Raw genomic sequence first — 22,909 nt, forward strand, 5'->3', positions numbered from 1 at the left:
ATTTATTTATAATAGTTAAACTTGGGTAAATATCATGACAAAGATCCTTAATGCTTCAAAAGCTCCTATCGCCAGCGGTCCTTACGTTTAGGAAGCCAATTTGGGAGAGTTAATGATTACTGCTGGTCAATTACCGATTGACCTAAATACAAAAACAATGCCGGGAGACGTTGCGGAGCAAAATATGCAAGCTGTCTCACGCGCTGGAGATTATTCAAAAACCTGGGCTAATAGCAAAAATATCGTCAAAACTACGGTATAGCAAAAAGGCCTTAATGATTTTCCAATTGTGAACCAAGTATATGGAGAGTTTTTTAAACTCGTGATGCAACTTTGCCTGCATATTCTTGTATTGAAGTCTCGCGTTTATCCATGGATGCGAAAGTAGAAATTTAAGTCATCGAAGCCGGCTAAGATCAATAAGTTAACTGATAAATCATCATTAAAAAATGAAAAGTACAGCAAGTAGGTCAACAGACGTTGTTTATTGTGCTTTCTTTTTTACAAAGCACCAGTTTTGGCGGCATCCATTCATCTATCCATTGTCATTCCATAGTTTGAATATACTCGGATTATGAGGACTTAGGCATTTTTTCAGCTAGCTGAACCACAAGTTGCTTAGAATACACAAATGCTTAACCTTTCGTACAAACGTGAGTGCTCTTGCATCAAAATTTGACTCAGCTCACAAATATAGTATAATTGTTATACATCTATAAAGTTTTAGCTTAAATAAACAGTCTACGGTGAAAAATGAACTCAGCATTTTTATCTATTTTGAATGGAAAAAATAACCTTAAATTAGGAAAAAAATTTACCCCCTCAATTATTACTGCCATAATGTCTATCGCGACACTGGCGGTAATTGGACTCTTGGCTTTAATTTCTTTGGTTTAATCTTTGCGTTACAGCCAAAGTGCTCGTCTAATTATAGTTTTTTGGCTATCACCGTTCTTTTAGTTATTTATTAATAGCAGATACGTTACAAAATATCGACAGGCCCAATTAACTATCATTAATGAATACTACTTTATTTAATTATATTAGATTTAACCCGTTATGAATTTCTCAGTAGTAATTTGAACGCCATAAAATTAACTATCTATTTTAACCGAAAAAATGGTGCAAGCTAGTTTCTTTCCCTTGAGTATAGCGCCCTTAATTAACAGATAAATAATATAAAAGGTAGGAAGATACTGATCTGTATTTTGATAGTATTCCTCAAATATTCTATAACTTCTAAAAAGAAACCAGGTTTGTTGGCAACATAAGCTTTAGCTAGCTTTAACCAAATATAGAAATGTTAATTTCCTCACACTCGTCGAGAAAAAAACTTTGCTAAAAAATTAGTGAACGCTATGAAGTTAAAATACTTTCTTTTCTTGTCTTTTTTTCGTTATCACTCTTATTTTAATTGCACATGTTTATTTAACCTAGACTAAATTGTATGAATATAACAGTGTACTTAATTGTATTAGTTAATAATAATTTTCAATAATAGAGGTACGTTGAACAGCAGCATTATTTAATTCTATTACTTGTTCTCTTAAATGTTCTTCCTGTCCGGAGACTAATTCTGATACTATACTCATTTGGGTTACATTTTCCGCCACATTATTGCTTGCCGAGCTGAGTTCTGATAATGTTGATACTTTTCGAGTCATTAAATGGGATAACTTATCTAATTGTGTCATAACATTACTGATCTCATCAATTATTTTTGTTATTTGGGCTTCAGTAGAATTAATTATTTGTTGACCAGATTCCACCTCTAAGCGACTAGAATTTAGTAGCTCTCGTATTTCGTGTGAGAATAAATTACTTTTACTTGACAATTCACGGACCTGATCAGCCACCACAGCAAAGCCGCGGCCATGTTCTCCAACTCTTGCGGCTTCAATAGCAGCATTCAATGCTAAAAGATTAGTCTGATCTGCGATGTTAGTTATCAAGTCAGCTACTGAAATAATTTTCTGATTAGCATTATGGATTTTATCCATTGCATTAGTTGAAGCATTTAAACAAGTTATACTTACGGTTGCTTGTTGATTAATAATATTGCTACGTTGTTTTAACTGCAAAATTGATTGATCTGAAAAATTAATATCTTCAGTTAATTGAGATAATCTTTCAGACAATTGTCCCGAAGCAATAGATTGTGAACCGCTGTTCTGGTTTAAAGTTATGATATGGTTACGTAAAGAATGGGATTGGTTATCAAGATTTTGTGTCACACAATTCAATTTATTGACGTTAAGATGAGCTTGTGATAAGACCTTTTCGAGCTTTTCTTGACCTTGTCGTGCTTGCTGTGCACTGTACTCCATCTTTTGTCTCGAGTTATAGCTGCTTGCTTAATGCTTGTTTTGCTTATGAGAGCTATAACTTTGTGCAATAACCAAAATAGCCAGTGGTACGAGTAAGCTAGACCATACTTCAAGACTATTTTGGCTCGTATTTAGTATAAAATTAGGTAACATTTGACCATATAAATCATTGAAGATCATTATACTACAGCAAGCTATCACTAAAATACTCCATACCCAAGCAATATAATGGCCCGCAGTAAGAAAAAAAAGCGACCAAAAGTACGCTGATCCAAAAGCTTTGTGGGGATGCAATAACTCCCCCAGTTTGGTAGATCAAGTTTAAAGCATGAAATACCATACCAGAGAAGCCGATATGTGTCGCAAATGTTTTTAATTTTAATTAACCCAGTAATGAGGCTTCCGTTATTTCTGAAATTATACAATAAATCGAGGTTATTACTAATGGAGTATAGCCAACCGATGACCATTTTATTAAACTATATAATCCTGTTATAAATGAAATCATGGTGAAGTACATCAATGTTTCAGCATGTTTTTTAAATCAGGCCAATTATTAGCATCAAATACAAATATACGACACCAAAGCTTAAATAGCCTCATGGTTACTCCTAAATATTAATTAAGTGGTAGAATATGGAAGTTTATTCCCATTTATCTTTATTATGGGCAATGAAAAAAAATATTTTTAAATTCCTAATGAAAACATCGCCCAAGCAGGGTGAGATCGCGAACGTTTTTTAATCAAATTCATGATCGATTTGACGATCACATTTAGCTGTTATCTTATACTCCCTTTTTAGGGAAAGCATCATGCACATCGACCACTTCAAAGAACATTTTCAAACGATTACCGATCAACGCCAAAGCGCAATGACCTGTTTTTGCATGGTGTTCCTGCTGATGACACGATTGCTCGAATAATCTCTACGATTGAACCCGAGCAGTTTCATGAGTGCTTCATTAACTGGATGTCATCAATACACACCCTTACCGAAGGTCAAGTTATTGTAATTGATGGCAAAACACTTCGAGGCTCTTACAATCGTGAAGACAGAGCGAGCACCATTCACATTATCAGTGCTTATGCATCGTCAAACAAGCTCGTGTTGGGACAGCTGAAAACCGAAGAAAAAAGCAATGAAATTACCGCGATCCCTGAACTGATAAAGATGCTCGATATTAAGGGAGCCTTAGTCACCATTGATGCAATGGCCTGCCAAACCAAAATTGCCAAAACCATTGTAGAGCAAGGTGGGGACTACTTGCTTGCCGTAAAGAGCAACCAAGGGAAACTCCGTCAAGCAATAGAAAAGGCGTTCTCTTCTCAGCGCTCCAATGTGGTTGCTGACATTTCTCCAGAGCAAGGACACGGCCGTATAGAATCTCGTCAATGCTATGTTTTTGATAGTACGAAACTTGAAGGTAACTTCTCTCGCTGGAAAGGCTTACAGAGCATTATTATGGTTGAAAATTTTCGCCTTGAGAAAGGAAAATCTGTCGCTCTAGAGTACTGTTATTACACCAGTTCTAAAAAGCTTAGTGGAGAGCAAGCTGCGATGGCAGTCAGAGAACATTGGGGTATAGAATCAATGCACTGGGTGCTTGATGTAACCATGAATGAAGACGCGTGCCAGATATACAAAGATCACGGTGCAGAGAATCTATCATGCCTACGTCATATGAGTTTAAACATGCTCCGAGAAGAACCAACCAAGCTAAGCATTGTTGGTAAGCAAAAGCGCTGCATGATGAATACATCGATGCTAGAGGCAGTATTAAGTGCTGGTTTTAATAATGTGGTGAAAATATAGACACTCATGCGGTCGCCCTGATCGCCCAAGAGGATAACTATACTCTTCCTACTTGAAGCTGCAGGGGTGTTGACTACATTCGTTCACCCTAATCAAATAGCCTGGCTATTCTCAGGGGGATGAATTCGCTTGCCGCCTACCTGCAACTCCAAGTTGTTAGAGTATATGCTATTATACTCAACCCCCAAGCATCTGTTTTTTTTAATTTTTTATCTGTTGGCTTATCTCCAAGCCAAACAGATAATAGCGCTTTACGGAAGGCGTCATCATTTCTATAATCTAGGAGAATTTCATTTTTGTAGCTGTAAAGTCCATCATTAGGAGCACTTACAAAAGTAAATTGATCCCCTTTTTTAACTTCTTCTCTAAATGTGGCCTCAATAAAATCATTTATACTTTCATCAATCATGGCTGTATTGCCATTGGTAGCAAGTTGGAACCCTTCATTTAATGCTTCAGTTAATTTACTAGCAGTGATCATTCCCGAAGTAATATTTAAACGGATGGCGGACGGATAATCACCATTGATCAGTAGTTGAGAAGATTGTGTTGGTTGCTCAGTAAATAATGAGCCGACGTAGAGGTCCATAAAAACTTTTGATCGGACACCTGCACCGTTTAGATTAAGACTAAAATTTTTAGCTTGGATCGTCTCTAAAACTTCTACACCACTGATATTTCTTGCTAATGATGATGTAGATATTGCGGCAATAGTTAAAGCTATGATTATTTTATTTTTCATGCTGTTCACCTATTATAATTATTTAAAATGCGTAATTATATTCGACCCAAAAACGATCAGAGCCACCACTATCTGAATAAGATAAGAAATTAAATCTTAAGTTTTGTTTATTTGTTATCTGATATCCAAGAGTCAGTTCAATTTGTTGTGGACTTAGTTGTAATCCACCATCAAGTATGTCTTTATTCCAACTTTTACCATTTAATTCATCGGTATATGTCCAAGAGCCTAATAACCAGAATGAGTCATTAAATTTATAACGTCCGTAAAATTTAGCCGAGTAAATAGTCGATGCTAAATGAACACCACCACTAGATAAATTTGCCCCAGGATTCGATGTTAGATCAGCCATATTATCCTCCATCAGAACGCCACCAAATAGTATCACAGGCCATATATAAGCATTTTTACCAATTGGAATTGTTGCTACAGCTCCTGCCTGTACTACTGATGTAGTACCAAAGAAAGGGTGATCTTTAATTACGGCATCAACCATATGCCCTAAACCATTTAAAGTATTCAATGATCCATACCGAAAGCGATAATTAGTATTGGATATTTCTTTATTAAACTCAGGACCAGAACTACCCATGCCTGAGAATTTTGGGTTACCACCTTCTTTATCGGTGACATCATTAGCCTCAAAAATAAAACCTGACTTTCGTGATGCTCCTGCTTCAGAGAGCATGTACATCGCCTTTAAATTAAGCCCTTCGTTACCGTAACCTATTCCAAGGGCTGTGTAGGCTTCTGTGGGGCTAGACATATCAATCTCTTTGTCGTTTGCATAGCTATTTACTGAAATTATACTTGATGTGATTACTAGTGCTAAAAGTTGTTTTTTCATAAAATTAGTCCAATTAATATTATTTATTGTTAAATTTAAAAGATGCTATTGATGGATGTTTTTTATGCAACTGCTGAAGCAATACGCTGCTCTTTTGTTTTTCGAAAGAAAAAAATTGCATAAGCTAGGTTGACAATAAAACTAATTAATCCAGCAGCTAGCATCAATTCATCATTGCGAGGTAACGGAATCACGTGACTTTCGTACATTGATGGGAATGCGAAGTAATACATAAATGAACCAGCTAAAGTAAATGCTCTTGCTTGCAACCAAGTTCCTTTTTTAATTAGTAGAGATGGCAAAGTTGCTGCAATCAATACCATAGCTTGTGCCGTTGCAGAACCAGGGAAGTTTAGATAAACAAAAACGATATTCCAGATGTCATAGGCAATGATCCAAAATGTGGTCATTGCTGGCCATATCATATCTTTCTGTTTGGAATCATCGGCTTTAATTTGTGCCCAGCCTGCAAGAGTAATAATGCATAAAATGCCACCGACCGCATTAAGGATGTTGGCCAGATTACCCATACTGAAGTCTTGTAAAACAGCCTCTAAAATATTTAATGCAAGGAATGCAGCAGCAGAAAACTTAGCCCATTTCATACTACCAATTTTGGTAAATCGAATGAGAGTAAATAATACAGCAGCACCTACGACAGAATAAAGTTTCACCCATTTAAACCAGTAGGTTATCTCATGGCTTGCAAAAATCGGAATTAAAGCAATTGGCAAGATAAACCAAAGTAAATAGTTAGCGTGTTTCCAATGACGGCATAATTCATTAAGTAGTATTAGACCGAATAAGACAAATAAAATATGTAAATATGAATTTGTTTTATGCCACTTATAAAAATTACTAGAACTATCATCTAAGGTATAACGCATTTGTTCACGTTCAGTATAGCGTAATGATGCATTATCAAAGTTAGTGATTTGGTCATCTGGGTTACTTTTAATCACGACATTTCCGCTGTCATTAATATGCCAATTCTGTATTTCGGTTTTATTGAAACCTCCAGATTGACGCATCACGCTGACTAGACCCTCGGAATGAAATTCCAGACGAAAAAACAAACTCCCTTCACCTGGTGCACCATCATGTGTTCCTTGCCAAATCTCGCCGATTAACTGATCGCTTGAGTATCCTTGATCTTGGGCGATAGCTATCGTACCTGTCATAGCTAATAGCATAACAAGTAAAGTTTTAATTAATAATTTCACATTGAACCTCGATGTTCCTTGTTAATTAATAATCTGCGACTTAGGCTTTGTAAGCCGCAGATAAACATTATTTTTCAATTGCAGTTTTTTCATTAGCTAAATCGTATTCGTTAATGCAATCCTTTGTTAATGGTGGCGGATTATTACCAAAAGGTGGCTCTTTTTGTTCTTTTTTCTTACGGAAGTACCAAATAGCAAATGGAATATGAAGTAGTAGATTAATTGCGCCCCACCAATAAAGTACAGATTCATTTCTCCATGAACTGGAATCCATGATTGGTGTGAAAATATCTATATTGGCTCGAATGAAAATGTGGAAAGCTAGAGTATAAACTCGGGCTATGACATAAAGCTCGGGACGTTTTTTTGATAACAGGATAAAGCTCAGCTGCAATTAATATACAAAATGAACTTGCAAAGAAAGCAGTATTTTCACCATAAACAAAGGCTAGATTCCAGGTAGTATATAAGAAGTTCCATGCTGCTGTAGAATAAAATAATAGATCATTTGGTTTATCTTTAGATATTAACCAGTATTGACGAACTCCATTCTTGTAGCGAGGGAATGGGATTGTTATACAAAGAATAATACCGCATAGAAAGTTAAAATAATTTCCTATAACTAGGTCTTTTAAGGTGGCTTCTGCAATATTTAGGAAAAGAACCGCATATAATACTTTGAGTACCCAATCACCACGAAAGAACTTTAAAATGGTATTAGGATTGTCGCGGTAATACCAAGCAACTCTCGCAAATCCTACCACAAGCGCTGTCGGTAAAAGAACACTGATTGTTTTTACCCAGCGAAACCAACCATCGAGTTGATCGGCCCACAAGGGAAAAGTGCACAACGATGCGAGCCATAGGACGGCAGTTAACCGTGGTGTTCTTCTCATTCCTTCAACTAAAAGGAGCAAAAAAACAATATAGCAAGTCATTGAGATGACATATTGCCAAGTTGGTATTTCCATAACGCCCTCCATGTTAATTTAATCTTTAAATGTTTATTTAAATTTTTTAAAACAATTAGTTAAGCTGGTGATTATGATCCACTTTAGAGTTAAAGCTCTATTTTAGAGTTTTAACTCTAATTGTTTTTGAGGGTTACCGCTGTGCGAGTAACCACACTTTTTATCTAATTATTTTTGACAAATAAGAATTTTGATAAATTTGTGACTTGAACAATCAATGAAAGAGAGAAAAGTTTAGATCCCTTGATGCCGCTCTTTCAGGGCGGGATCGCACTTTGTTCACTAGGGTCTGTTGATCTTTCGTGATAAGTTTTTGAGCAGCATGGTAAGGCGTTATAATTTGTTTCGCCAAAAATAAACTGTAACTCCATACCATGCCGAGACTAATGCTAACTGATAAGCGGTAGAAAAAGCTACTTCAAGTGATGAAGAACACTGGCCGCATTTATAATAAATCTGAACATAGAATGACCTTTGAAGAAATCCTTTACCGCTTGCTAACAGGAATTCCATGGCGTGATCTACCAACCGAGTTTGGGGACTGGAACACGGTTTATCGCCGCTTTAACCTGTGGTCGAAGAAAGGCCTGTTATACATATTATTCAAACAGTTATCAAAACTCTCCGATTATGACTGGGTGTTTGCAGACGACTCAATAGTCAAAACTCATCAACATAGCTCTGGAGCTGCGACCACAGATAATGAATGTATTGGAAAGAGTCGTGGTGGTAACTCAACGAAAATTCATCTGGTCGTGGATAGCGGTGGATTACCAATCTATTTCTAGCTATCAGAAGGCCAGAGAAATGATATTGCTCGTGCCGAAAGTCTTGTTGACCACCTTAAGGAGGTCAACGTATTTATCGCCGATAAAGGCTATGACAGCGACGCTTTAAGGACATATGTTGACTCTAAAGGTGGTGAAGCGATTATACCAAAGCGAAATTATGGACAAGATATCGACAAAGAAAGCATGGATTGGTGTCTCTACAAGTATCAACATTTGGTTGAAAATGCTTTCGCGAGGATTAAGCACTTCCGAGCGATATCAAAGAGATATGATAAGTTAGCAAGAAATTACGCCAGTATGGTATCGCTGGCGTTTACTATAATGTGGTTGCCGATGTATTGCTGAGCAAAATACATACAGCAAAGATCAACACGCCCTAGCGTTTTATTTTCATTCGATAGCGGTGTTTTCAAGTTGTGACTGAGATGAACTAACCTAGCTGTAGCCAAAATACTTATTAAGCCGGGTTGACAACGTTTACGTGATTTACAGCCAAACATTCATAGCCAAAAGCAAGATATACACATCAATGAGCACGTCATACGACATAATAAAAATCCGTTCTTGCTGCTGTCATGGTGTAATAAGTATTGAATATAGCCGTGATCATGACATGTTTAGATCACCCCGCTGGGCAACTTCTTTCGAGCCAGAGTCGTGAGCAAAACCAATAGCCCTGTTGTTGAAAAGATGGCCATGACACTCATGGCCATCCCCACTCCCGGCAATCCCTGCTCAAACTGACCAAAAACGAAAGTAGACACGGTTGACATGCCCGCTGGTGCCACCATCAACGAAGCAACCAGCTCTCGTGACGCAATGGCAAACACCAATAGCATCGCAACCAGCAATGCGGGCATCATTAGAGGAACAACAATTCGTACAAAACTGATCAGCAAACTAGCGCCTGATACTCGTGCCGCTGCCTCAAGATTGCTGCCTATCTGGCGTAAAGCCGCTGAGGCATAACGTACCGGATAAGGGAGCAGTAAACAGCTGTAGGCTAAAAGCAGCATCCAACCCGTATTGTAGATAGGCATTGACCAAACCGGCTGGTTCCAGACCAGAATCAAACCGACAGCCACCACGATACCCGGCAAGGTATTAGGCAATAAGGAAAGCAGATCGAGCAAACCCTTACCACTAATTGACGCTCGCACAACCAGATAAGCCACTAAAGCCCCCAAAACACCGGTAACCAAGGCCGTGCCGGTTGCTAAAGTAAGGCTATTCGTCAATGCTGCCATTGCGCCACTTTGATTGGCAAATAGGCTTTGATAATGATTAAAGGTAAGATTATCAATACTTAAACCGCCTGACAGGGTCGTACTCAAAGAAGTGGCCAATACGGAAAAAATCGGTACCCCAACGGAGATCACGCCTACCAAGGCAAACAGGATAACAACCGGCCAGCGTGCTCGCCCTAGCTCTACTGGCTCAAAGCTTGCTGGCTTACTGCCTTGAGACACATAAGAACGCCGAGTCACTATCCAGTGCTGCAGATAAAAAGCAAGCATCGCCAAACCAACCAAAATTAGCGATAAAATCGCCGCACCGGGCATATCCAGCGGCCAGTCGGAAAAACGTTCATGAATACCAGTTACCAGAACTTTAAACCCAGCCTGTGCTCCTAAAGTTGCCGGAGTACCAAATTCTTCAATACTCAAAGCAAATACCAAGAGTAGGCTCGCGGCCAAACCGGGAATCGATAGCGGCAATGTCAATTTGAAGAACGCTCGCCACGCACCTGCTCCACAAACACGCCCAACGGCTGCATAACGACTACCAACTACGGCCAGAGTTCGTGATACGGCAAAATAGACCACCGGAAAGACATTCAGCACCATCACAAAAGTGATACCCCAAAATGAAAATAAAAAATCGTTGGCAGAAAACCCCATTAACTGCTCTGAATAACCACGGGTTTGTAATGTCGTCATCCAAGCTAATGCTGCAATGTAGGGCGGAATCATGAAAGGAATTAGAAAAATCAAGTCCCACACTGCACCGCCGGGTACACGAGTTAACGCTCGAAGCGCACCCAAAGGTAAAGCCACCAGTAAACATCCAAGTACCACCGCTAGCCCAAGTGCTAGGGTATTTCCAACCAACTCAAGAAGCAGCGGATCAGTGAGAGTTGGTAGAATCAACGCAAAGGGTTCAGCAAAACTGCCGCGAGTGATATACGGAAAGATCGCCTGCAACAGGATAAATAGTAACGGCAGCCCTACTAGCCCGATCAAGCTGAGCAGGGTTAGTGGCATTAAAAAAACGTTGGTTAAACGATGCATGACTTAGTCCATGATGGCCCGAAAACGATTGATCAGAACCTGCCGTTGCTGAGTCAGATTTTCATCGATATTAATGATGTTCAAATCATTGATTCCTGGGCGCAAACTTTTAATATCCGTTCGTGCAGGCATTAAATAAACTTCAGCAACTCGTGCCTGCCCAGCTTCGGACAGAACAAAATCGACAAAATCCATTGCCCTATCCTGGTTACGGCTGGATGCGAGAACCATCATTGGCCGTGGCGCGATCACCGTGCCACTTGGAGGAAAAATAACCTCAATGCTTTCACCCCGTGCCTGATGGCCCAGTGCAATATAATCAACTGCACCAAAAACCACGCTCTTGGCACCTTGCAAAACTGGATTCAATGCACGAGCATTCGGGCCAGGTACAATCATGCGGTTCTGCTTCATAGTCGCCAAAAAGTCCCAAGTAGCATCGTCACCTTTGGCAGTCAGTAGTGCAGACAGAAGCTCAAAAGCCGTCCCCGACTGGGCTGGATCTGGCATAGTGACCTGGTTCCGATAAACGCCTGCGGTGACATCAAACCAATCCTCAGGCTGAGGCAAACCACTTTTGGTGTTAAACACCATCGACAGGGCAGAAACTCCTTGAGCAATATAATGACTATCTTTTAGTGAGTCAGGTACGTGGGTCATATTACGCAAGCGTAATGGTGCCAACAGATCCTGTTGCTTAAGATCTACCGCTGAATCCCAAGAGGCCGAAATCACCACGTCCGCGATCGGATTGCGCTGCTCCGCTTCAAGACGTGACATCACCTGCCCTGTAGTACCTTGAAAAATCTGGACTCTTACCCCAGTTGCTGCCTGATAATCCTGAGCTAACACCGTGATCAGGTTATTGGGACCAACAGAATACACCGTCAAGTTACTGGCCAAACTTAATCCTGAAACTAAACACAGTCCTAAGATAGCAAATGATTTTTTTAACATGCTAAAACTCCACTAGTCGCAAGTGTGTGAGAAAAAGAAGTAGTTAACGCCAACGCCAGTCCCTGCTCAGACCAAGCAGTTAATTTTGACAAATCAAGGCTAACTGCTAATGGCTGGTTGAGCGAGACTCGCTGTTGAGTACGAAACGTGATCAATTGCTGATCCGCAAGGCGCAATTGCACGGCGTAATAATCTCCCTGAAAAGCACATCCGACGACCTGACCGAACAAACGAGCTTGATGCTTGGTATCAAGCGTCACGGCCTGACGAGGAATAAGCAGTTTTACTGGCCCTTGATGAGTGTGGAACCCCAGCTGAAAACGTTGATCAGCAATATGAATTGCTTGATGATCAATGCGCCCTTCGAGCACTGAACCAGAATCGATGAAAGTCGCAATTTCCGCAGTAGATGGGTGCTTGTACAGCTCCTCCGGAGTTGACAGTTGCTGTAAAAAACCTTGATTTAGGACAGCAACCTCATCTGCCAATGCAAAAGCCTCCAGTTGATCATGAGTCACAAACACGGCCGTTAGCGCCAAACGATCAATCAACTGACGTATCTCTGCGGCCAGATTTTCACGTAGCCCTTTGTCCAAATTAGATAAAGGCTCATCCATAAGCAACAACTTAGGCTTGGAAGAAACTGCCCGTGCCAGTGCGATGCGCTGTTGTTGACCACCGGATAAGGTGCCTGGTGCTTTCTCAGCAGAGTGCGCCAATCCCACTAAGTCCAGTGCCCACTCAACTTGAGATTTGATTTCTGCTTTTTTCATCCCCTGCATGATCAAAGGAAAGGCTACATTCTCAGCGACCGTCATGTGTGGCCATAACGCATAGTCTTGAAACACCATTCCCAGACGACGGTGCTCTGGTGCCGCGTTGGTTTTCGGGCCAAATACACACTGACCCTGAATTTTAATCTCACCTGCATCGGCTTCCAGCAAACCTGCAATACAACGCAGCAAGGTGGTTTTTCCACAACCAGATGGCCCAAGTAAAGCCAGTACCTTGCCTCGCTCTAGAGTTAAATCCAATTCATGCAACGCCACCTGGTTGCCAAAAGCCTTGGTAAGCCCTGAAATTTGTAGTGCTGGTGTCATTTCAGCTACCATAAATCACCAAACTTTATATCCCCTAAATGATTATCTCTAGCACTATGATTAAGTATGAGCCCGCAGATACGAACAATTGGTTCACTTGGTTTGCTGCCATCGGCTCGTCGGGTAAGATCATTTGCTAAAACCACGGGCATGCCCCCAAACAGAGCCGCATCAGCAGCTAGGGTTAATAAAGAATAATTCCGTTTCATTTTACCGATCTTCCTATATGCGCTATGACTAACTCGTTAATAAAACGAAGATTTTAACTTCTGACTATGACAGAAAGATGACGGTTAAGTGCAGTAAAAAAGGGATTGAAGCATTTTTTCAGGATTTTAATAGATCTTTGCTTCCTGCTCATAGCTTGCCATTAAATACAATTAATAGCGCTCAAGTATCCGTTGAGTTTTAAGTACATCATCAGAAATTAGCCAATTCTGAGCAAGCAAAAACTCCATCAGAGCTGTACGCTGAAGATCGGCCTGTTGTAGGCCTCTAGCTCGAAATGAGACCTCAATCAGATACTCATGATCATCCCCTTGCTCTGCCAGAATGCGCCAGATCTCAAGGCTGATATCGGCGATTGCTATATTATTATAAGTAATGCTGCCATCATTGAATCGGGTAAAGGTAACCTCTCCATAAATCCGAGATTGGTCCAATACAAGGCTCCCCCAGTTAGTAGCTGACCAAAACTTAAACTCATCCGGTGCATTGCGTTTACTTTGATGAATAGCCTCTACCAAGTTTGGCATACCTAAACTAGCGGATATATTTTTGAACTTTTGTTTTTCTGTAACAGCAACACTGAACGTTTGCTGCGTAAAGCCCCAGTCAGTTTCAATGCTCCAATCCGCATCATTTAAATTAAATCCATCTGACTCTGCCTGAGATTTGGCAGCAGCGACATTGCCATTGGTAATAGGATAACGCTTTTTGTACTGAATACGATGGCTGCCCTGAGTATCACGCTTGCGGATCCGTATACTCCAGCCTTCTTGTCGCAAGTTCAATGCATCGGTATCCATATACAGTACGACATGATCATTAACTTTGTTGCTATTAAAACCAAACGCCTGCCACACCGCATTTGAAGGTCTACCCTCTTGATCTAGGGTTGTTTCAGGGTTGATAAATAGTTTAACTTCGTACACGTCAGTGGCGAGCACAGAAAAAGAGAGCGTTGCCACAAAGACAACTAGCAATAGTTTAAAAATCATCGTTGATATTCCCAGTTGGATAAAAATGAAGCTTTACCAGCAATGGCTATGTGTTGAAAGACGATTTAACCTAATTAATTATCGTGACAGAAAAATGAACGTGTCACGACCGATTGAGTTAGATTATAAGTCGATAGTTTTTTGTCCCTGTTCAAGGTTCTCCGCCGCTTGGCTAAGACTATCTGCGGATGACAAAATCGCCCTATTCAATACACTGTTCCTAGCACCAGAAAACCCATGAACTTCAGTCCCTCACGCACTGAGTACGTTAATCACATTAACCTGATAGGGCTACGGCCAATTGATAATCATGATTTTCACTCACAAGTTATTGATCGATTTAATGTTTGAAGGTGTTGAACCGGTATACAGCGGTTTTGCGACACCATCAATCAGCACCTTGAGGTGATTGGTTTGCGTCCGTTGATAAGTAAATGGCGTCTGAGCTCCCAAATATTCGCTCAGGAAGCGGATCACTCGTTTTTGATATTGAGTGTAGCTAACTTGCTTGGGCATGGCGGGCTCTCCTTGGCAATCTTGTTGCGAAAAGAGTAACCAAGCTTTGGCCGGATGGGGAGGATAATAAGCTTATGAAAGTAATATCACGAGTGGAAAGACTAGGATCGGCCACCCGATTAGGGCACCGATCTTAAACTTAGTGAACGATTATCGCTGACTTTTCACGGCTTTTTTCGCCGCTTTCGCCAGTTGCTCGGCATCACTACGCGCTTGGGCAATGTGCTCAAGCAGCTTATCGGCGGGCTCATCGTTTGGGTCTTGCGCCACCAGCTCACCGCGGAAGGCTTTGGCCAAAATACTTTGCGTGAGGTTATCCACCCGCGCTTGGGATTTTTCACTTGATGACTTAACAGGATGTTTTTTATAAATAGTCTGAAATCGAGTTTAACGCAGCTTATCGGCAATCTTGCTTATGTGCTAGGTTGCCGATCACGCTTGGGCGATTGCTGATAGAAATTGAGCGAATTACTTGTTATCCGTTTGCTGTAGAAAAGTCTTTTTCTAACCAGTTAATCACTTAACCAAAACGCTTCCTGCTCCAAAGCTAAACCTTGTTTCTTCATTTCAGTCACCAGAGCTTGTAATTGAGGCGACTGCTCTAAAAGACGTTGGCTATTTCGCTCGAAAATAGCAAAGTCACGAAAGGTATCCACCCATAACCGATTTTGTCCATAGCGCGCTAATCTCGACTGCCAGTTTGGCATTAGCCAAAAAGTGGCTCTTTCTCCAAGCTTATCTTTCAATCGGCGGTAATTATTTAGCCCAACGCCATCATAGTCAGCAAAAAGATAAACCAGCGGAGACCTTTCAGGCAGAGATAACCAGGTGATTAATTTATTATCTAACTGCCCTCGATACCAAATAACGGTACAAGGCTCATTGTTTGGTAGCCAATCTAGTCGATCAAATAGGGCTTGATTCTCCACTAACCAAATAGCGTGATGACTGTGAAGATTGCGGTTTCTTTCTTGACCGAGTTCCAGCGCCATTACGCCAAACGATTGTGTCGCTGTATGCAAATCTTGAGTGGGTACACCACACATTTCCCAGTATGGATTGGCTGACGTTTTTGCTAAAACATAGCTAATATCGTGGGTCACTCTACCCTGTTTACTGCTTCGGGCACTGGCTATATTGATGGCTCTTTGTGGCACAGATAGCGGCAGATCTTGGTGTGGTGAGAGTTGCTCTAGAGTAACTTTAACAATGGTCAGATCTTGAATACTGTAAGCGACACCTCGGCCGCTGGGTGAGATACGTATGCTGTGAGTCTTTCGGCAAAATTCGTCGAGTTGTCGCCTCTGCGCAGTCGTCATTGTACTCGCTGCAATCGCGTCTGGATGTGCGTTAATGAGCCGTTTTAACGCAGCAATCAATGGCTGACTCATTGTGTTTTCTCCACTATTGGCCGAGTCACGATACCGCTTTCGATGGACGACAATAACTGCCAGCTATTACGGCTAATGACGTTTTTACCATTCACTTGGTGAATCGGCACACAATAACGAGCGGTGGTTAACGGTGCCGGCGAGGCAAAAATTAACGCGAAACCAAATTGCTCGGCTATCTCAATTAAGTTGGCTTGGTTCTTGGTATCCAATGCCAACGCCTCGTCCAAATAACAGACTGCTTTCATTTGGTGACGTTTGTCTTGCATTAGGTGCAGCATGGCAAGGCCGGTGACTAACTTCGCCATCAATACCGTGCCGTTAGACGCGGCGCTATCAATATCTTCAAATGACTCTTGCTGCTGCCCCTGCTTTGCCACGACAAACTCAAGCCTAAATAAGTCTGCGACTCTTAATCCTTGGCGAGCATTGCCCTCTTCAATTAACGTATTTTTCGCCCGCTCTAGATCAGCATCATCTAAAATGCTCGCTTGATCGAACAAATCGAAACTCTGACCACTCTCTGTCTGTTCAGCTTGATGTATCAACACATTCATCGCTGCCACTAGCTGACTTTCCTCAACCGGTTCAATTTTAAACGTTTTTAAATCCGAGAGTTGGCGATGGCTAATTAACCGATTGAACTCTTTCATTTTACTTTGCAAAGCAAGCAGACCACTACGTAACTCCCTTAAGCTCGCTGTCACATTAACCACCGCAGAACGCGCTTTTCTCTCTAAGGCTTGCTTTTCATCATCTAAACAGTGGCTAAATTGAATAATGCCTTTTAGCTCTTCATCTTGAGTGGACGCCATGTGAAACTTCGTCAGCCCTTTTTGAACTAACTCATTTTTTATTTGGCGTAATTCTTTAGCTAGTTTATCTAGTTCTCGACAGTCTTCGATATACTGTTCAAGACGAATGGGCAATAACTCTAGACTCCATTCTTCAGTCGCTATCCATGGGGTATGAGGTTGCTCCACTAATGCCGTAAATAAGGCTTGGTCATCGATTCTCTGTTTCTTCAGCTTCTCGACACTCGCATTATCTAAAGTTAATTGACTCAGTTGCTCAGATACTTGCTTAATTTGATCCGTCAGCGCTTGATAGTTGTCCTTGGCGCTATTTAAGGCAGCATTTATCGCCGAGAGATCTTGCTCGAACTTGATTTTTTGTTCTAAACGTTGTGGCTGATTGGCAGTTAATTGCTCAAGCTGCCGGTAATCGGCGATAGCCTGTTCACACTCTCTCACAACTCGATGCAGTTCGTTCTTCTTCTTTTCAGCCGCTTCTCTTTGCTGACTGATCTCTAGCAGTTCTGTCAGGCTATTTATCTGCTGGTTAACGCTATCTAGCTCTTCCACCAGCTCTTGTTCGGTCTTTTGAACATGTTGAGGAATGAGCTCATCAAGAGATAAGGTTAAACCAGAAACAGTGATCGATGAGGCCGTTTCACCACTCAGTATTTCGCGCAGTTGATTAATATCGAGTACATAGTGCGAGGGTGAACGCTGCATCACTTGCTGACTCAGCACTTTGTTCAATTTTTCCAGCTCATGTGCTTGGAGCAATTTGGAGAGATGAAGATATAAGTTATCATCTAACGTTTGCCGTTGCGTTTCCAACCTTTGGCGATTTTCTGTCCGTTCATTTAATTGTCTGGCTAAATCTGATGAAGAAGAACGTTGTGATTGAATACACAAGGCGGTCTGTTCTTCATAATGTTGTTTGGCTAGGTTGAGCTGACTCTCTAAATAGGCTGGATTCGGAATCAACGCAAAGCGAGTTTGAAGCTCTTGATGCTGTTCTTCCGTACGTTTTAGATCAGTGAGCTTGTTGTTTAATTCACTGCGAGCTTCAGCACGAGCGATATCCTGGTTTCGTAATTCATTTTGTGTATTTTCAAGCCGATTTTTTTGTTTTGATAACTTTTCGGTCATCGTTTGTACGTAACCATGCCAATCCTGTAACAGTTGATTCACTTTGGATTGTGACGAAGCGATTTTACCTCTGAGCGACAATGTACGCTGAAATTTATGCTCCAGTTCTTCGATGGCCGCAAGATTATTCACCGCCGCTAGATACTGATCCCGCTCTAAGTTGATATCTTGAAATGCCTTCTCCCATTCTTGCTTAAAATCGATACTCGCATTGGGCAGCTCACGGCTAAATATCTTGAGCAAGTAGTCTTTTACATCGCTGGAATTGAGCTTATCCAACCTGAGCGTTTTGGTGAGCACTTGCTGGAAAGAACGCGCATCACTGACGTGTTCAAGTTTGAATACCGTAAAATCAATATCACTGCTCCTCTTACTTTTTGCACCACCGTAAATCAAATGACGAAAATCTCTGTCATTGTATAGATTGACTCTATGCTGATGGCTAGCCAGATGGTTGACCAGTTTGTTTTGAGAAACAATATGACCATCTGCCAAACGATAATCATCCAGGTTCAATTCACCTTGGTAGGCAAAGTATTCATACTCGTGACCGACGCCTTTACCAACGCAGCCGAAAACAACGGTTCCGGTTTGAGGAAGTATAACTTCGAGCAGAATGTAAGCGCTGTTGTTTGGAAAATAGAAGCGACGTGCCTTTTCAACGCTATGAGACCCAAAGTCCATTCTTCTTTGGTCAATGATCAATAGAAACTGGAGAGCGTTGATTAGACTGGTTTTACCGTGATTATTTGGTGCGATTAATGATACAGAATCATCCAGTGGCAGCTCTGCTCGCTGATATCCAGCGCTGCCAATTAATGCTAGTCGTTGAAAACCGTAATTTAGCATGATTCATCCTCCTTATCAGTGAGTCCATCGCTGACAGAGGCTTGCTCGGTAATCGCCTCAAAGTGGTCTAAGTAACGATATACCGAAGGCAATAAGCGCCAGTGGTTGTTTTCTTGAATCGCAAAGCCTTTTCGCACCGCATTTTCGAGTATTTTTACCAATGCACCCTGATCTAACTCTTCTGCATCCAACAATCCTTGATGCTTTTCATAGACCTCATTCAGCACTTTATTGTCAATGTTCCACTGGTAAAACTGACTCAAAGAACGACCATTATCCGCTTGGTAATCAAAAATCACCATCAGCAGCAAAGCCAACTGACGCGATTGCTTATTGATGTTTTGATTCCCCTCATCGTCATGAAACCAAGCAAAACCACGCCCATCGATACGTAGCTCAAACCCTAGGTTAGAAAATAGATGTCGATACTGCTCTGATTGCTGCTCGAGTTCATACCACAGGGCCGCATCTGTCGAACGGTTCAGGTGTCGACCTGAATTGAATAAGCCGAACAGTTCTGTGAGATGTGTCAGTTCAGTTAAGTCGAGTTTGCTATTTTGCATTATCCATACCCTTTGTACTTTTTGGGAGAGTCAAGGTCGTTAGTTGATGAGGATGATAAGTGACAGAGACGGTGCTGAGCATTGTGGTACAAAGATTTGATCCCAACAGGCTTTGCCATTGTGGTTCTCGTACCAGCTCATGATAGAGACGGAGTAATTCTGTATCAGATAAATAGCGATAGTGTGTCGTTAACCAAATCATGAGATTCTCAACCGGCAATGCTTCTGAAAGTTGTTCACGCAATCGCTGTTCATCGATCCAATTCACTAAGAGGTTATCCGGCAGCGATACTTCATCCGGAAAAACAATAGAACTCGGTTTGAAATTCAAAAATTCCGCCATCAATTGCCGCACTTCGTTGCCTATTTGGATTTTACTGGTACGACTGGTTTTCCATATTGGTAAGCCGACCGCGTTTAGCCCTCGGACTAGCCCCTTCTTACGAACTTGGCTTATTTGCTTGCTAATCACAGCAGAAAGCTGGTTATGTAACCGCGCTTCCTCTCTCAGTGGTAACAAGGTATCTGCACATTGTTGAGCGATAATTCGTCCTTGGTATCGTAGATCTTTAACTTGATAAGCTATCTGACGCATTGCCAAGCGTTGTTGATATAACGAACCACGAATTGCCAGAGTATCCACCGCTTTATCGAGCGCTTCTTCCGCTTTTTCCAACAATGGATAAAAACTACCACCAAGACCGCTATCCATCATTTCATTCATGGGTTCAACGTACTTGTCATACACTTCAAGAACTTCACGATAGCGCCGTTCAATTGGCACACTGGTGTCTGCTGATTTAGCCGCTTCAGCAATGTCAAAAATGGCTTGCTTGTCTTGTGTTAATTGTTGGGTAATTTTTCTCGTCAGCTCTGATAATTGGTTAGCGCCTGTACGCAGTAAATCATTATCGGTGTCTTCAAGTCCCTTTAATACTTGACTAGTCGCGTTTTTGATTGCTTCAACGCGAGCTTTGAGCACTGCTGACAAACCAAGCTCATGCTCCTGAGTCAAACCACGTACAAAATCCACCACCAACGTGTTGATCTGATAATCACTACTTCGGCAGATAGGCTGCAAAATGTCCGCGTTGATAAGACTCGTCAGCACAGTGTTAGTATCTGCATCTTTATTTTTATACTGGTTTATCACTTGTTCGAGGATGCGGAGCTGAAATGCAGGGAACTCTCGAGAAAGACGAGTTAGCTGCTCGACCACTTCCCAATGGCGATGCAATTGATAGATGAGACTTTTGGGCGCAACCATTGCACTTCCTTATTCACAAAGTTAGACCTTTGATTCACAAAAACTAGGCATAAATTGAAACTCAACTCATAATGTCTAGTTAATGGCAACAGGTAAACAGTGCATACATAAACATGTCAAATAACTAGACAAAGGTCTTAAAATGGGTAAGAGGCCAATACGTTGGGATCTGCTGATGGAGATAGATAAAATCCCATGTGACAATAACGCTGGTGATTTATGATCAGCAAGATGTGGAAACCCTAACCCATTAATTTTAATGATCTTAAGGCGTAAAAAAAGACGCCCTAGGGCGTCTTTTTTTAGAATATGGCGGGAGTGAGACGTCAGGGTTAATAACTTAATCAATTGATTTTAATATAGATTAATAAAAAGATTATCAATAAGTATTACTATAGGTATTACTTTTGGAAAATCATCAAAATTGACATTAGATCACACCAAATTAAGCAAACAAATCGCTTTCCAAGATTATTCTTTCGTCGTTTCTATGGCTACTTTATCAAAGAAGCAACTTTTTCATCTACCGATCCATGGCGGATAAAATCGCTAAATGGCATTTTATAATTAGAAGCGTAACTATCAAGAACGCAATGACCCCAATTCTTATGAAGTTTACTTCGGTAGGCAGTACACCACACGAGCTGGATAAACCATTTAATGAATTAGCTTATATACCCACCAACTATTAGGGCTCATTTCTCGTTTATTGTCATCCCTAAATCACCACCACAGATGGCTTAATCACCTTTTCTGTTTTGGTGTTCACATAGCCTGTCAATAATACCTTAGTGATTGAACCACTAGAGTTCGAACTGGTATTGTGCTTGATATGTAAGTGCGTATCAAAATTATCTCCCTGCTTAACTGCTTGCAAAGCAAACATTGGATAAGCAAGAATAAAACGGTTAAACAACAACTCAAATAATGCACTAATCTTTTCAATATCAGGATTAATGCCGTTAACCACTTCATTTTTCGCATAATCCCATAAGTTAGAAATATTTTTTTCTTGAATACCGCAAGCAACCAGTCCTTGAACACTGGTATCTTTAAAAATGCCACTTAAAGATGTGCGAGTTTGCTCAGACAGATCCTGATATAGGCTTGATAGCCTTAAATCATCAGCAAAATGCGTTTGATAAAAAGCCAATTTTTTCTCTCGCTCTTGGCTTTCTTGCTGTAACTGCTTAACCGTTGCTTGATGTTCATCGTGTATGTTACCCAACTCAGTGAGTTGAATATCTTTATCTTGTAGTTGTTTTCGTAACTGACTGATCGTTTCTAGAAGATTCGAGTCAGACGCTCGGCTTAACCCCAATAAGTGCTTTATTTTTTCAATGAGTTGATTCAATTGTTGATTCTCACTCTTCAGTTGCTGAACTTGCTCATCATGAGCCTTAAGCTCTGCTTGCATCTCTTCAAAGGACTGATAGATTTGGTTTTTATCTGACTCATTGTCGAGATGATCGTCCATTGATTTATCCTGATATTGCTCAGGTAGCGAATTGATGGTCAACCATAACTGGTTGCGTACTTCTTCGTCTTTCAGTGCTGTGAGTAGTTGTTCTTTAAAATCCATCTTGATTACCTAGCCCGATAATTTCTGGTTTTTTTGCGGTAGAAAGCTTGCAAACTCGAATTCGGTAGCGGCTCATCGACCAAAACCTCTTTATTAGGCACTTCAGCTTTCACCAGCATTCTTGAATCACTGGGCAGCACTTCAACAGTTGGATAACCATGTACTCTAGCCGCCGGAAAACTCAGCTCTTCAATTAGCCATGCCAAAGTTTGCGCATCATGTTCAAATTGCTCGGCTATTTTAATGTGCGGGTCTGGGGCAAACTCTGGATCATCAGCAATTAATATCAAGGCTAATTTTTCATCCTGAGTGTACTCAATTTTTTGCTCAAACTTCTGCCAGAAATCGTTCACATCAAGCTTAAGCTCTCCGGCAAACAAAATTGGTTCGAGTTGGTTATTAATCACGCGATGTGCTTGGACACGAGCATTGTTTAATACAATGATAAAATCTGTCATTTATGGCCTTAACCCCATTACTTTATCTTCTATCTGTTCAATACTTAACTCAGGCTCTAG

Annotated in this window: 18 protein-coding genes and 3 pseudogenes; 3 read left to right on the forward strand and 18 right to left on the reverse strand. The window is 41.0% G+C overall.

Features of this window, described 5'->3' with window-relative positions; all coding sequences use genetic code 11:
- Positions 1–112 precede the first annotated feature (112 nt).
- Positions 113–262: a RidA family protein gene (locus tag FKQ60_RS17445; protein ID WP_224215258.1), complete on the forward strand. Its 150-nt coding sequence runs from the start codon at positions 113–115 to the stop codon at positions 260–262.
- Positions 263–1,478: 1,216 nt separating this feature from the next.
- Here FKQ60_RS17445 and FKQ60_RS02250 read toward each other — a convergent pair.
- Positions 1,479–2,327: a methyl-accepting chemotaxis protein gene (locus FKQ60_RS02250; protein ID WP_170905936.1), complete on the reverse strand. Its 849-nt coding sequence runs from the start codon at positions 2,325–2,327 to the stop codon at positions 1,479–1,481.
- Between the two features lie 813 nt (positions 2,328–3,140).
- Between FKQ60_RS02250 and FKQ60_RS02255 the strand changes: the two are divergent.
- Positions 3,141–4,141 (forward strand): annotated as a pseudogene (locus FKQ60_RS02255) (ISAs1 family transposase).
- 136 nt (positions 4,142–4,277) lie between these two features.
- Here the strand turns inward: FKQ60_RS02255 and FKQ60_RS02260 are convergent.
- The 4 genes from FKQ60_RS02260 to FKQ60_RS02275 form a co-directional block, all read right to left on the reverse strand.
- Positions 4,278–4,883 carry a chalcone isomerase family protein gene (locus tag FKQ60_RS02260; protein ID WP_170905937.1) on the reverse strand — a complete coding sequence of 202 codons (606 nt, stop codon included), beginning with the start codon at positions 4,881–4,883 and terminating at the stop codon, positions 4,278–4,280.
- 22 nt (positions 4,884–4,905) lie between these two features.
- Positions 4,906–5,730, reverse strand: coding sequence for a hypothetical protein (locus FKQ60_RS02265; RefSeq protein ID WP_004394982.1), 825 nt, complete (start codon positions 5,728–5,730; stop codon positions 4,906–4,908).
- A 62-nt stretch (positions 5,731–5,792) separates the two neighbouring features.
- Positions 5,793–6,953 (reverse strand): DUF5692 family protein, encoded by a 1,161-nt coding sequence (locus FKQ60_RS02270; RefSeq protein WP_004394981.1) that lies wholly within the window; start codon positions 6,951–6,953, stop codon positions 5,793–5,795.
- Between the two features lie 248 nt (positions 6,954–7,201).
- Complete coding sequence (locus FKQ60_RS02275; RefSeq protein ID WP_249374263.1) at positions 7,202–7,924, reverse strand: hypothetical protein; 723 nt, start codon at positions 7,922–7,924, stop codon at positions 7,202–7,204.
- A 422-nt stretch (positions 7,925–8,346) separates the two neighbouring features.
- Between FKQ60_RS02275 and FKQ60_RS02280 the strand changes: the two are divergent.
- Positions 8,347–9,060, forward strand: a pseudogene (locus FKQ60_RS02280) (IS5 family transposase).
- Positions 9,061–9,332: 272 nt separating this feature from the next.
- Here FKQ60_RS02280 and FKQ60_RS02285 read toward each other — a convergent pair.
- From FKQ60_RS02285 to FKQ60_RS02345, 13 genes and pseudogenes are all read right to left on the reverse strand, one after another.
- A complete protein-coding gene (locus FKQ60_RS02285; RefSeq protein ID WP_004394979.1) occupies positions 9,333–11,006 on the reverse strand; it encodes an iron ABC transporter permease in 1,674 nt (557 codons plus the stop codon).
- A gap of 3 nt (positions 11,007–11,009) precedes the next feature.
- A complete protein-coding gene (locus tag FKQ60_RS02290) occupies positions 11,010–11,963 on the reverse strand; it encodes an extracellular solute-binding protein (RefSeq protein WP_004394978.1) in 954 nt (317 codons plus the stop codon).
- Positions 11,957–13,063 (reverse strand): ABC transporter ATP-binding protein, encoded by a 1,107-nt coding sequence (locus tag FKQ60_RS02295; RefSeq protein WP_115152741.1) that lies wholly within the window; start codon positions 13,061–13,063, stop codon positions 11,957–11,959. The genes FKQ60_RS02290 and FKQ60_RS02295 overlap by 7 nt, the downstream gene beginning before the upstream one ends.
- A 5-nt stretch (positions 13,064–13,068) precedes the next feature.
- Complete coding sequence (locus tag FKQ60_RS02300; protein WP_040904217.1) at positions 13,069–13,272, reverse strand: hypothetical protein; 204 nt, start codon at positions 13,270–13,272, stop codon at positions 13,069–13,071.
- 171 nt (positions 13,273–13,443) lie between these two features.
- Positions 13,444–14,283 carry a hypothetical protein gene (locus FKQ60_RS02305; protein WP_004394976.1) on the reverse strand — a complete coding sequence of 280 codons (840 nt, stop codon included), beginning with the start codon at positions 14,281–14,283 and terminating at the stop codon, positions 13,444–13,446.
- 321 nt (positions 14,284–14,604) lie between these two features.
- Positions 14,605–14,799: a hypothetical protein gene (locus FKQ60_RS02310; RefSeq protein ID WP_040904215.1), complete on the reverse strand. Its 195-nt coding sequence runs from the start codon at positions 14,797–14,799 to the stop codon at positions 14,605–14,607.
- Between the two features lie 150 nt (positions 14,800–14,949).
- A pseudogene (locus tag FKQ60_RS02315) lies at positions 14,950–15,153 on the reverse strand (type I restriction endonuclease subunit S); the annotation flags it as partial.
- 158 nt (positions 15,154–15,311) lie between these two features.
- Complete coding sequence (locus FKQ60_RS02320; RefSeq protein ID WP_004394974.1) at positions 15,312–16,190, reverse strand: Wadjet anti-phage system protein JetD domain-containing protein; 879 nt, start codon at positions 16,188–16,190, stop codon at positions 15,312–15,314.
- Positions 16,187–18,979, reverse strand: a complete 2,793-nt coding sequence (locus FKQ60_RS17450) for a hypothetical protein (RefSeq protein WP_004394973.1) — start codon at positions 18,977–18,979, stop codon at positions 16,187–16,189. The genes FKQ60_RS02320 and FKQ60_RS17450 overlap by 4 nt, the downstream gene beginning before the upstream one ends.
- The gene (locus FKQ60_RS02330; protein WP_040904213.1) at positions 18,973–19,542 is read right to left on the reverse strand and encodes a hypothetical protein; all 570 of its coding nucleotides are present in this window, start codon (positions 19,540–19,542) and stop codon (positions 18,973–18,975) included. The genes FKQ60_RS17450 and FKQ60_RS02330 overlap by 7 nt, the downstream gene beginning before the upstream one ends.
- Positions 19,532–20,809 carry a hypothetical protein gene (locus tag FKQ60_RS02335; RefSeq protein WP_004394971.1) on the reverse strand — a complete coding sequence of 426 codons (1,278 nt, stop codon included), beginning with the start codon at positions 20,807–20,809 and terminating at the stop codon, positions 19,532–19,534. The genes FKQ60_RS02330 and FKQ60_RS02335 overlap by 11 nt, the downstream gene beginning before the upstream one ends.
- Before the next feature lie 718 nt (positions 20,810–21,527).
- Positions 21,528–22,391 (reverse strand): hypothetical protein, encoded by an 864-nt coding sequence (locus FKQ60_RS02340; protein ID WP_170905938.1) that lies wholly within the window; start codon positions 22,389–22,391, stop codon positions 21,528–21,530.
- Positions 22,392–22,396: 5 nt separating this feature from the next.
- Positions 22,397–22,798 carry a hypothetical protein gene (locus FKQ60_RS02345; protein ID WP_170905939.1) on the reverse strand — a complete coding sequence of 134 codons (402 nt, stop codon included), beginning with the start codon at positions 22,796–22,798 and terminating at the stop codon, positions 22,397–22,399.
- Between the last annotated feature and the right edge of the window lie 111 nt (positions 22,799–22,909).

Origin of the sequence: Vibrio sp. A11 (genome assembly GCF_013048705.1) — a bacterium.
GTDB lineage: Bacteria > Pseudomonadota > Gammaproteobacteria > Enterobacterales > Vibrionaceae > Vibrio > Vibrio metschnikovii.

What these genes read in the sequence shown, in the direction of transcription:
- FKQ60_RS02285 (WP_004394979.1), bottom strand. Translation starts at nt 11,006, where the DNA reads ATGCATCGTTTAACCAACGTTTTTTTAATGCCACTAACCCTGCTCAGC.
- FKQ60_RS17445 (WP_224215258.1), top strand. Translation starts at nt 113, where the DNA reads ATGATTACTGCTGGTCAATTACCGATTGACCTAAATACAAAAACAATG.
- FKQ60_RS02250 (WP_170905936.1), bottom strand. Translation starts at nt 2,327, where the DNA reads ATGGAGTACAGTGCACAGCAAGCACGACAAGGTCAAGAAAAGCTCGAA.
- FKQ60_RS02260 (WP_170905937.1), bottom strand. Translation starts at nt 4,883, where the DNA reads ATGAAAAATAAAATAATCATAGCTTTAACTATTGCCGCAATATCTACA.
- FKQ60_RS02305 (WP_004394976.1), bottom strand. Translation starts at nt 14,283, where the DNA reads ATGATTTTTAAACTATTGCTAGTTGTCTTTGTGGCAACGCTCTCTTTT.
- FKQ60_RS02290 (WP_004394978.1), bottom strand. Translation starts at nt 11,963, where the DNA reads ATGTTAAAAAAATCATTTGCTATCTTAGGACTGTGTTTAGTTTCAGGA.
- FKQ60_RS02275 (WP_249374263.1), bottom strand. Translation starts at nt 7,924, where the DNA reads ATGGAAATACCAACTTGGCAATATGTCATCTCAATGACTTGCTATATT.
- FKQ60_RS02335 (WP_004394971.1), bottom strand. Translation starts at nt 20,809, where the DNA reads ATGGTTGCGCCCAAAAGTCTCATCTATCAATTGCATCGCCATTGGGAA.
- FKQ60_RS02330 (WP_040904213.1), bottom strand. Translation starts at nt 19,542, where the DNA reads ATGCAAAATAGCAAACTCGACTTAACTGAACTGACACATCTCACAGAA.
- FKQ60_RS02320 (WP_004394974.1), bottom strand. Translation starts at nt 16,190, where the DNA reads ATGAGTCAGCCATTGATTGCTGCGTTAAAACGGCTCATTAACGCACAT.
- FKQ60_RS02340 (WP_170905938.1), bottom strand. Translation starts at nt 22,391, where the DNA reads ATGGATTTTAAAGAACAACTACTCACAGCACTGAAAGACGAAGAAGTA.
- FKQ60_RS02310 (WP_040904215.1), bottom strand. Translation starts at nt 14,799, where the DNA reads ATGCCCAAGCAAGTTAGCTACACTCAATATCAAAAACGAGTGATCCGC.
- FKQ60_RS02295 (WP_115152741.1), bottom strand. Translation starts at nt 13,063, where the DNA reads ATGACACCAGCACTACAAATTTCAGGGCTTACCAAGGCTTTTGGCAAC.
- FKQ60_RS17450 (WP_004394973.1), bottom strand. Translation starts at nt 18,979, where the DNA reads ATGCTAAATTACGGTTTTCAACGACTAGCATTAATTGGCAGCGCTGGA.
- FKQ60_RS02300 (WP_040904217.1), bottom strand. Translation starts at nt 13,272, where the DNA reads ATGAAACGGAATTATTCTTTATTAACCCTAGCTGCTGATGCGGCTCTG.
- FKQ60_RS02265 (WP_004394982.1), bottom strand. Translation starts at nt 5,730, where the DNA reads ATGAAAAAACAACTTTTAGCACTAGTAATCACATCAAGTATAATTTCA.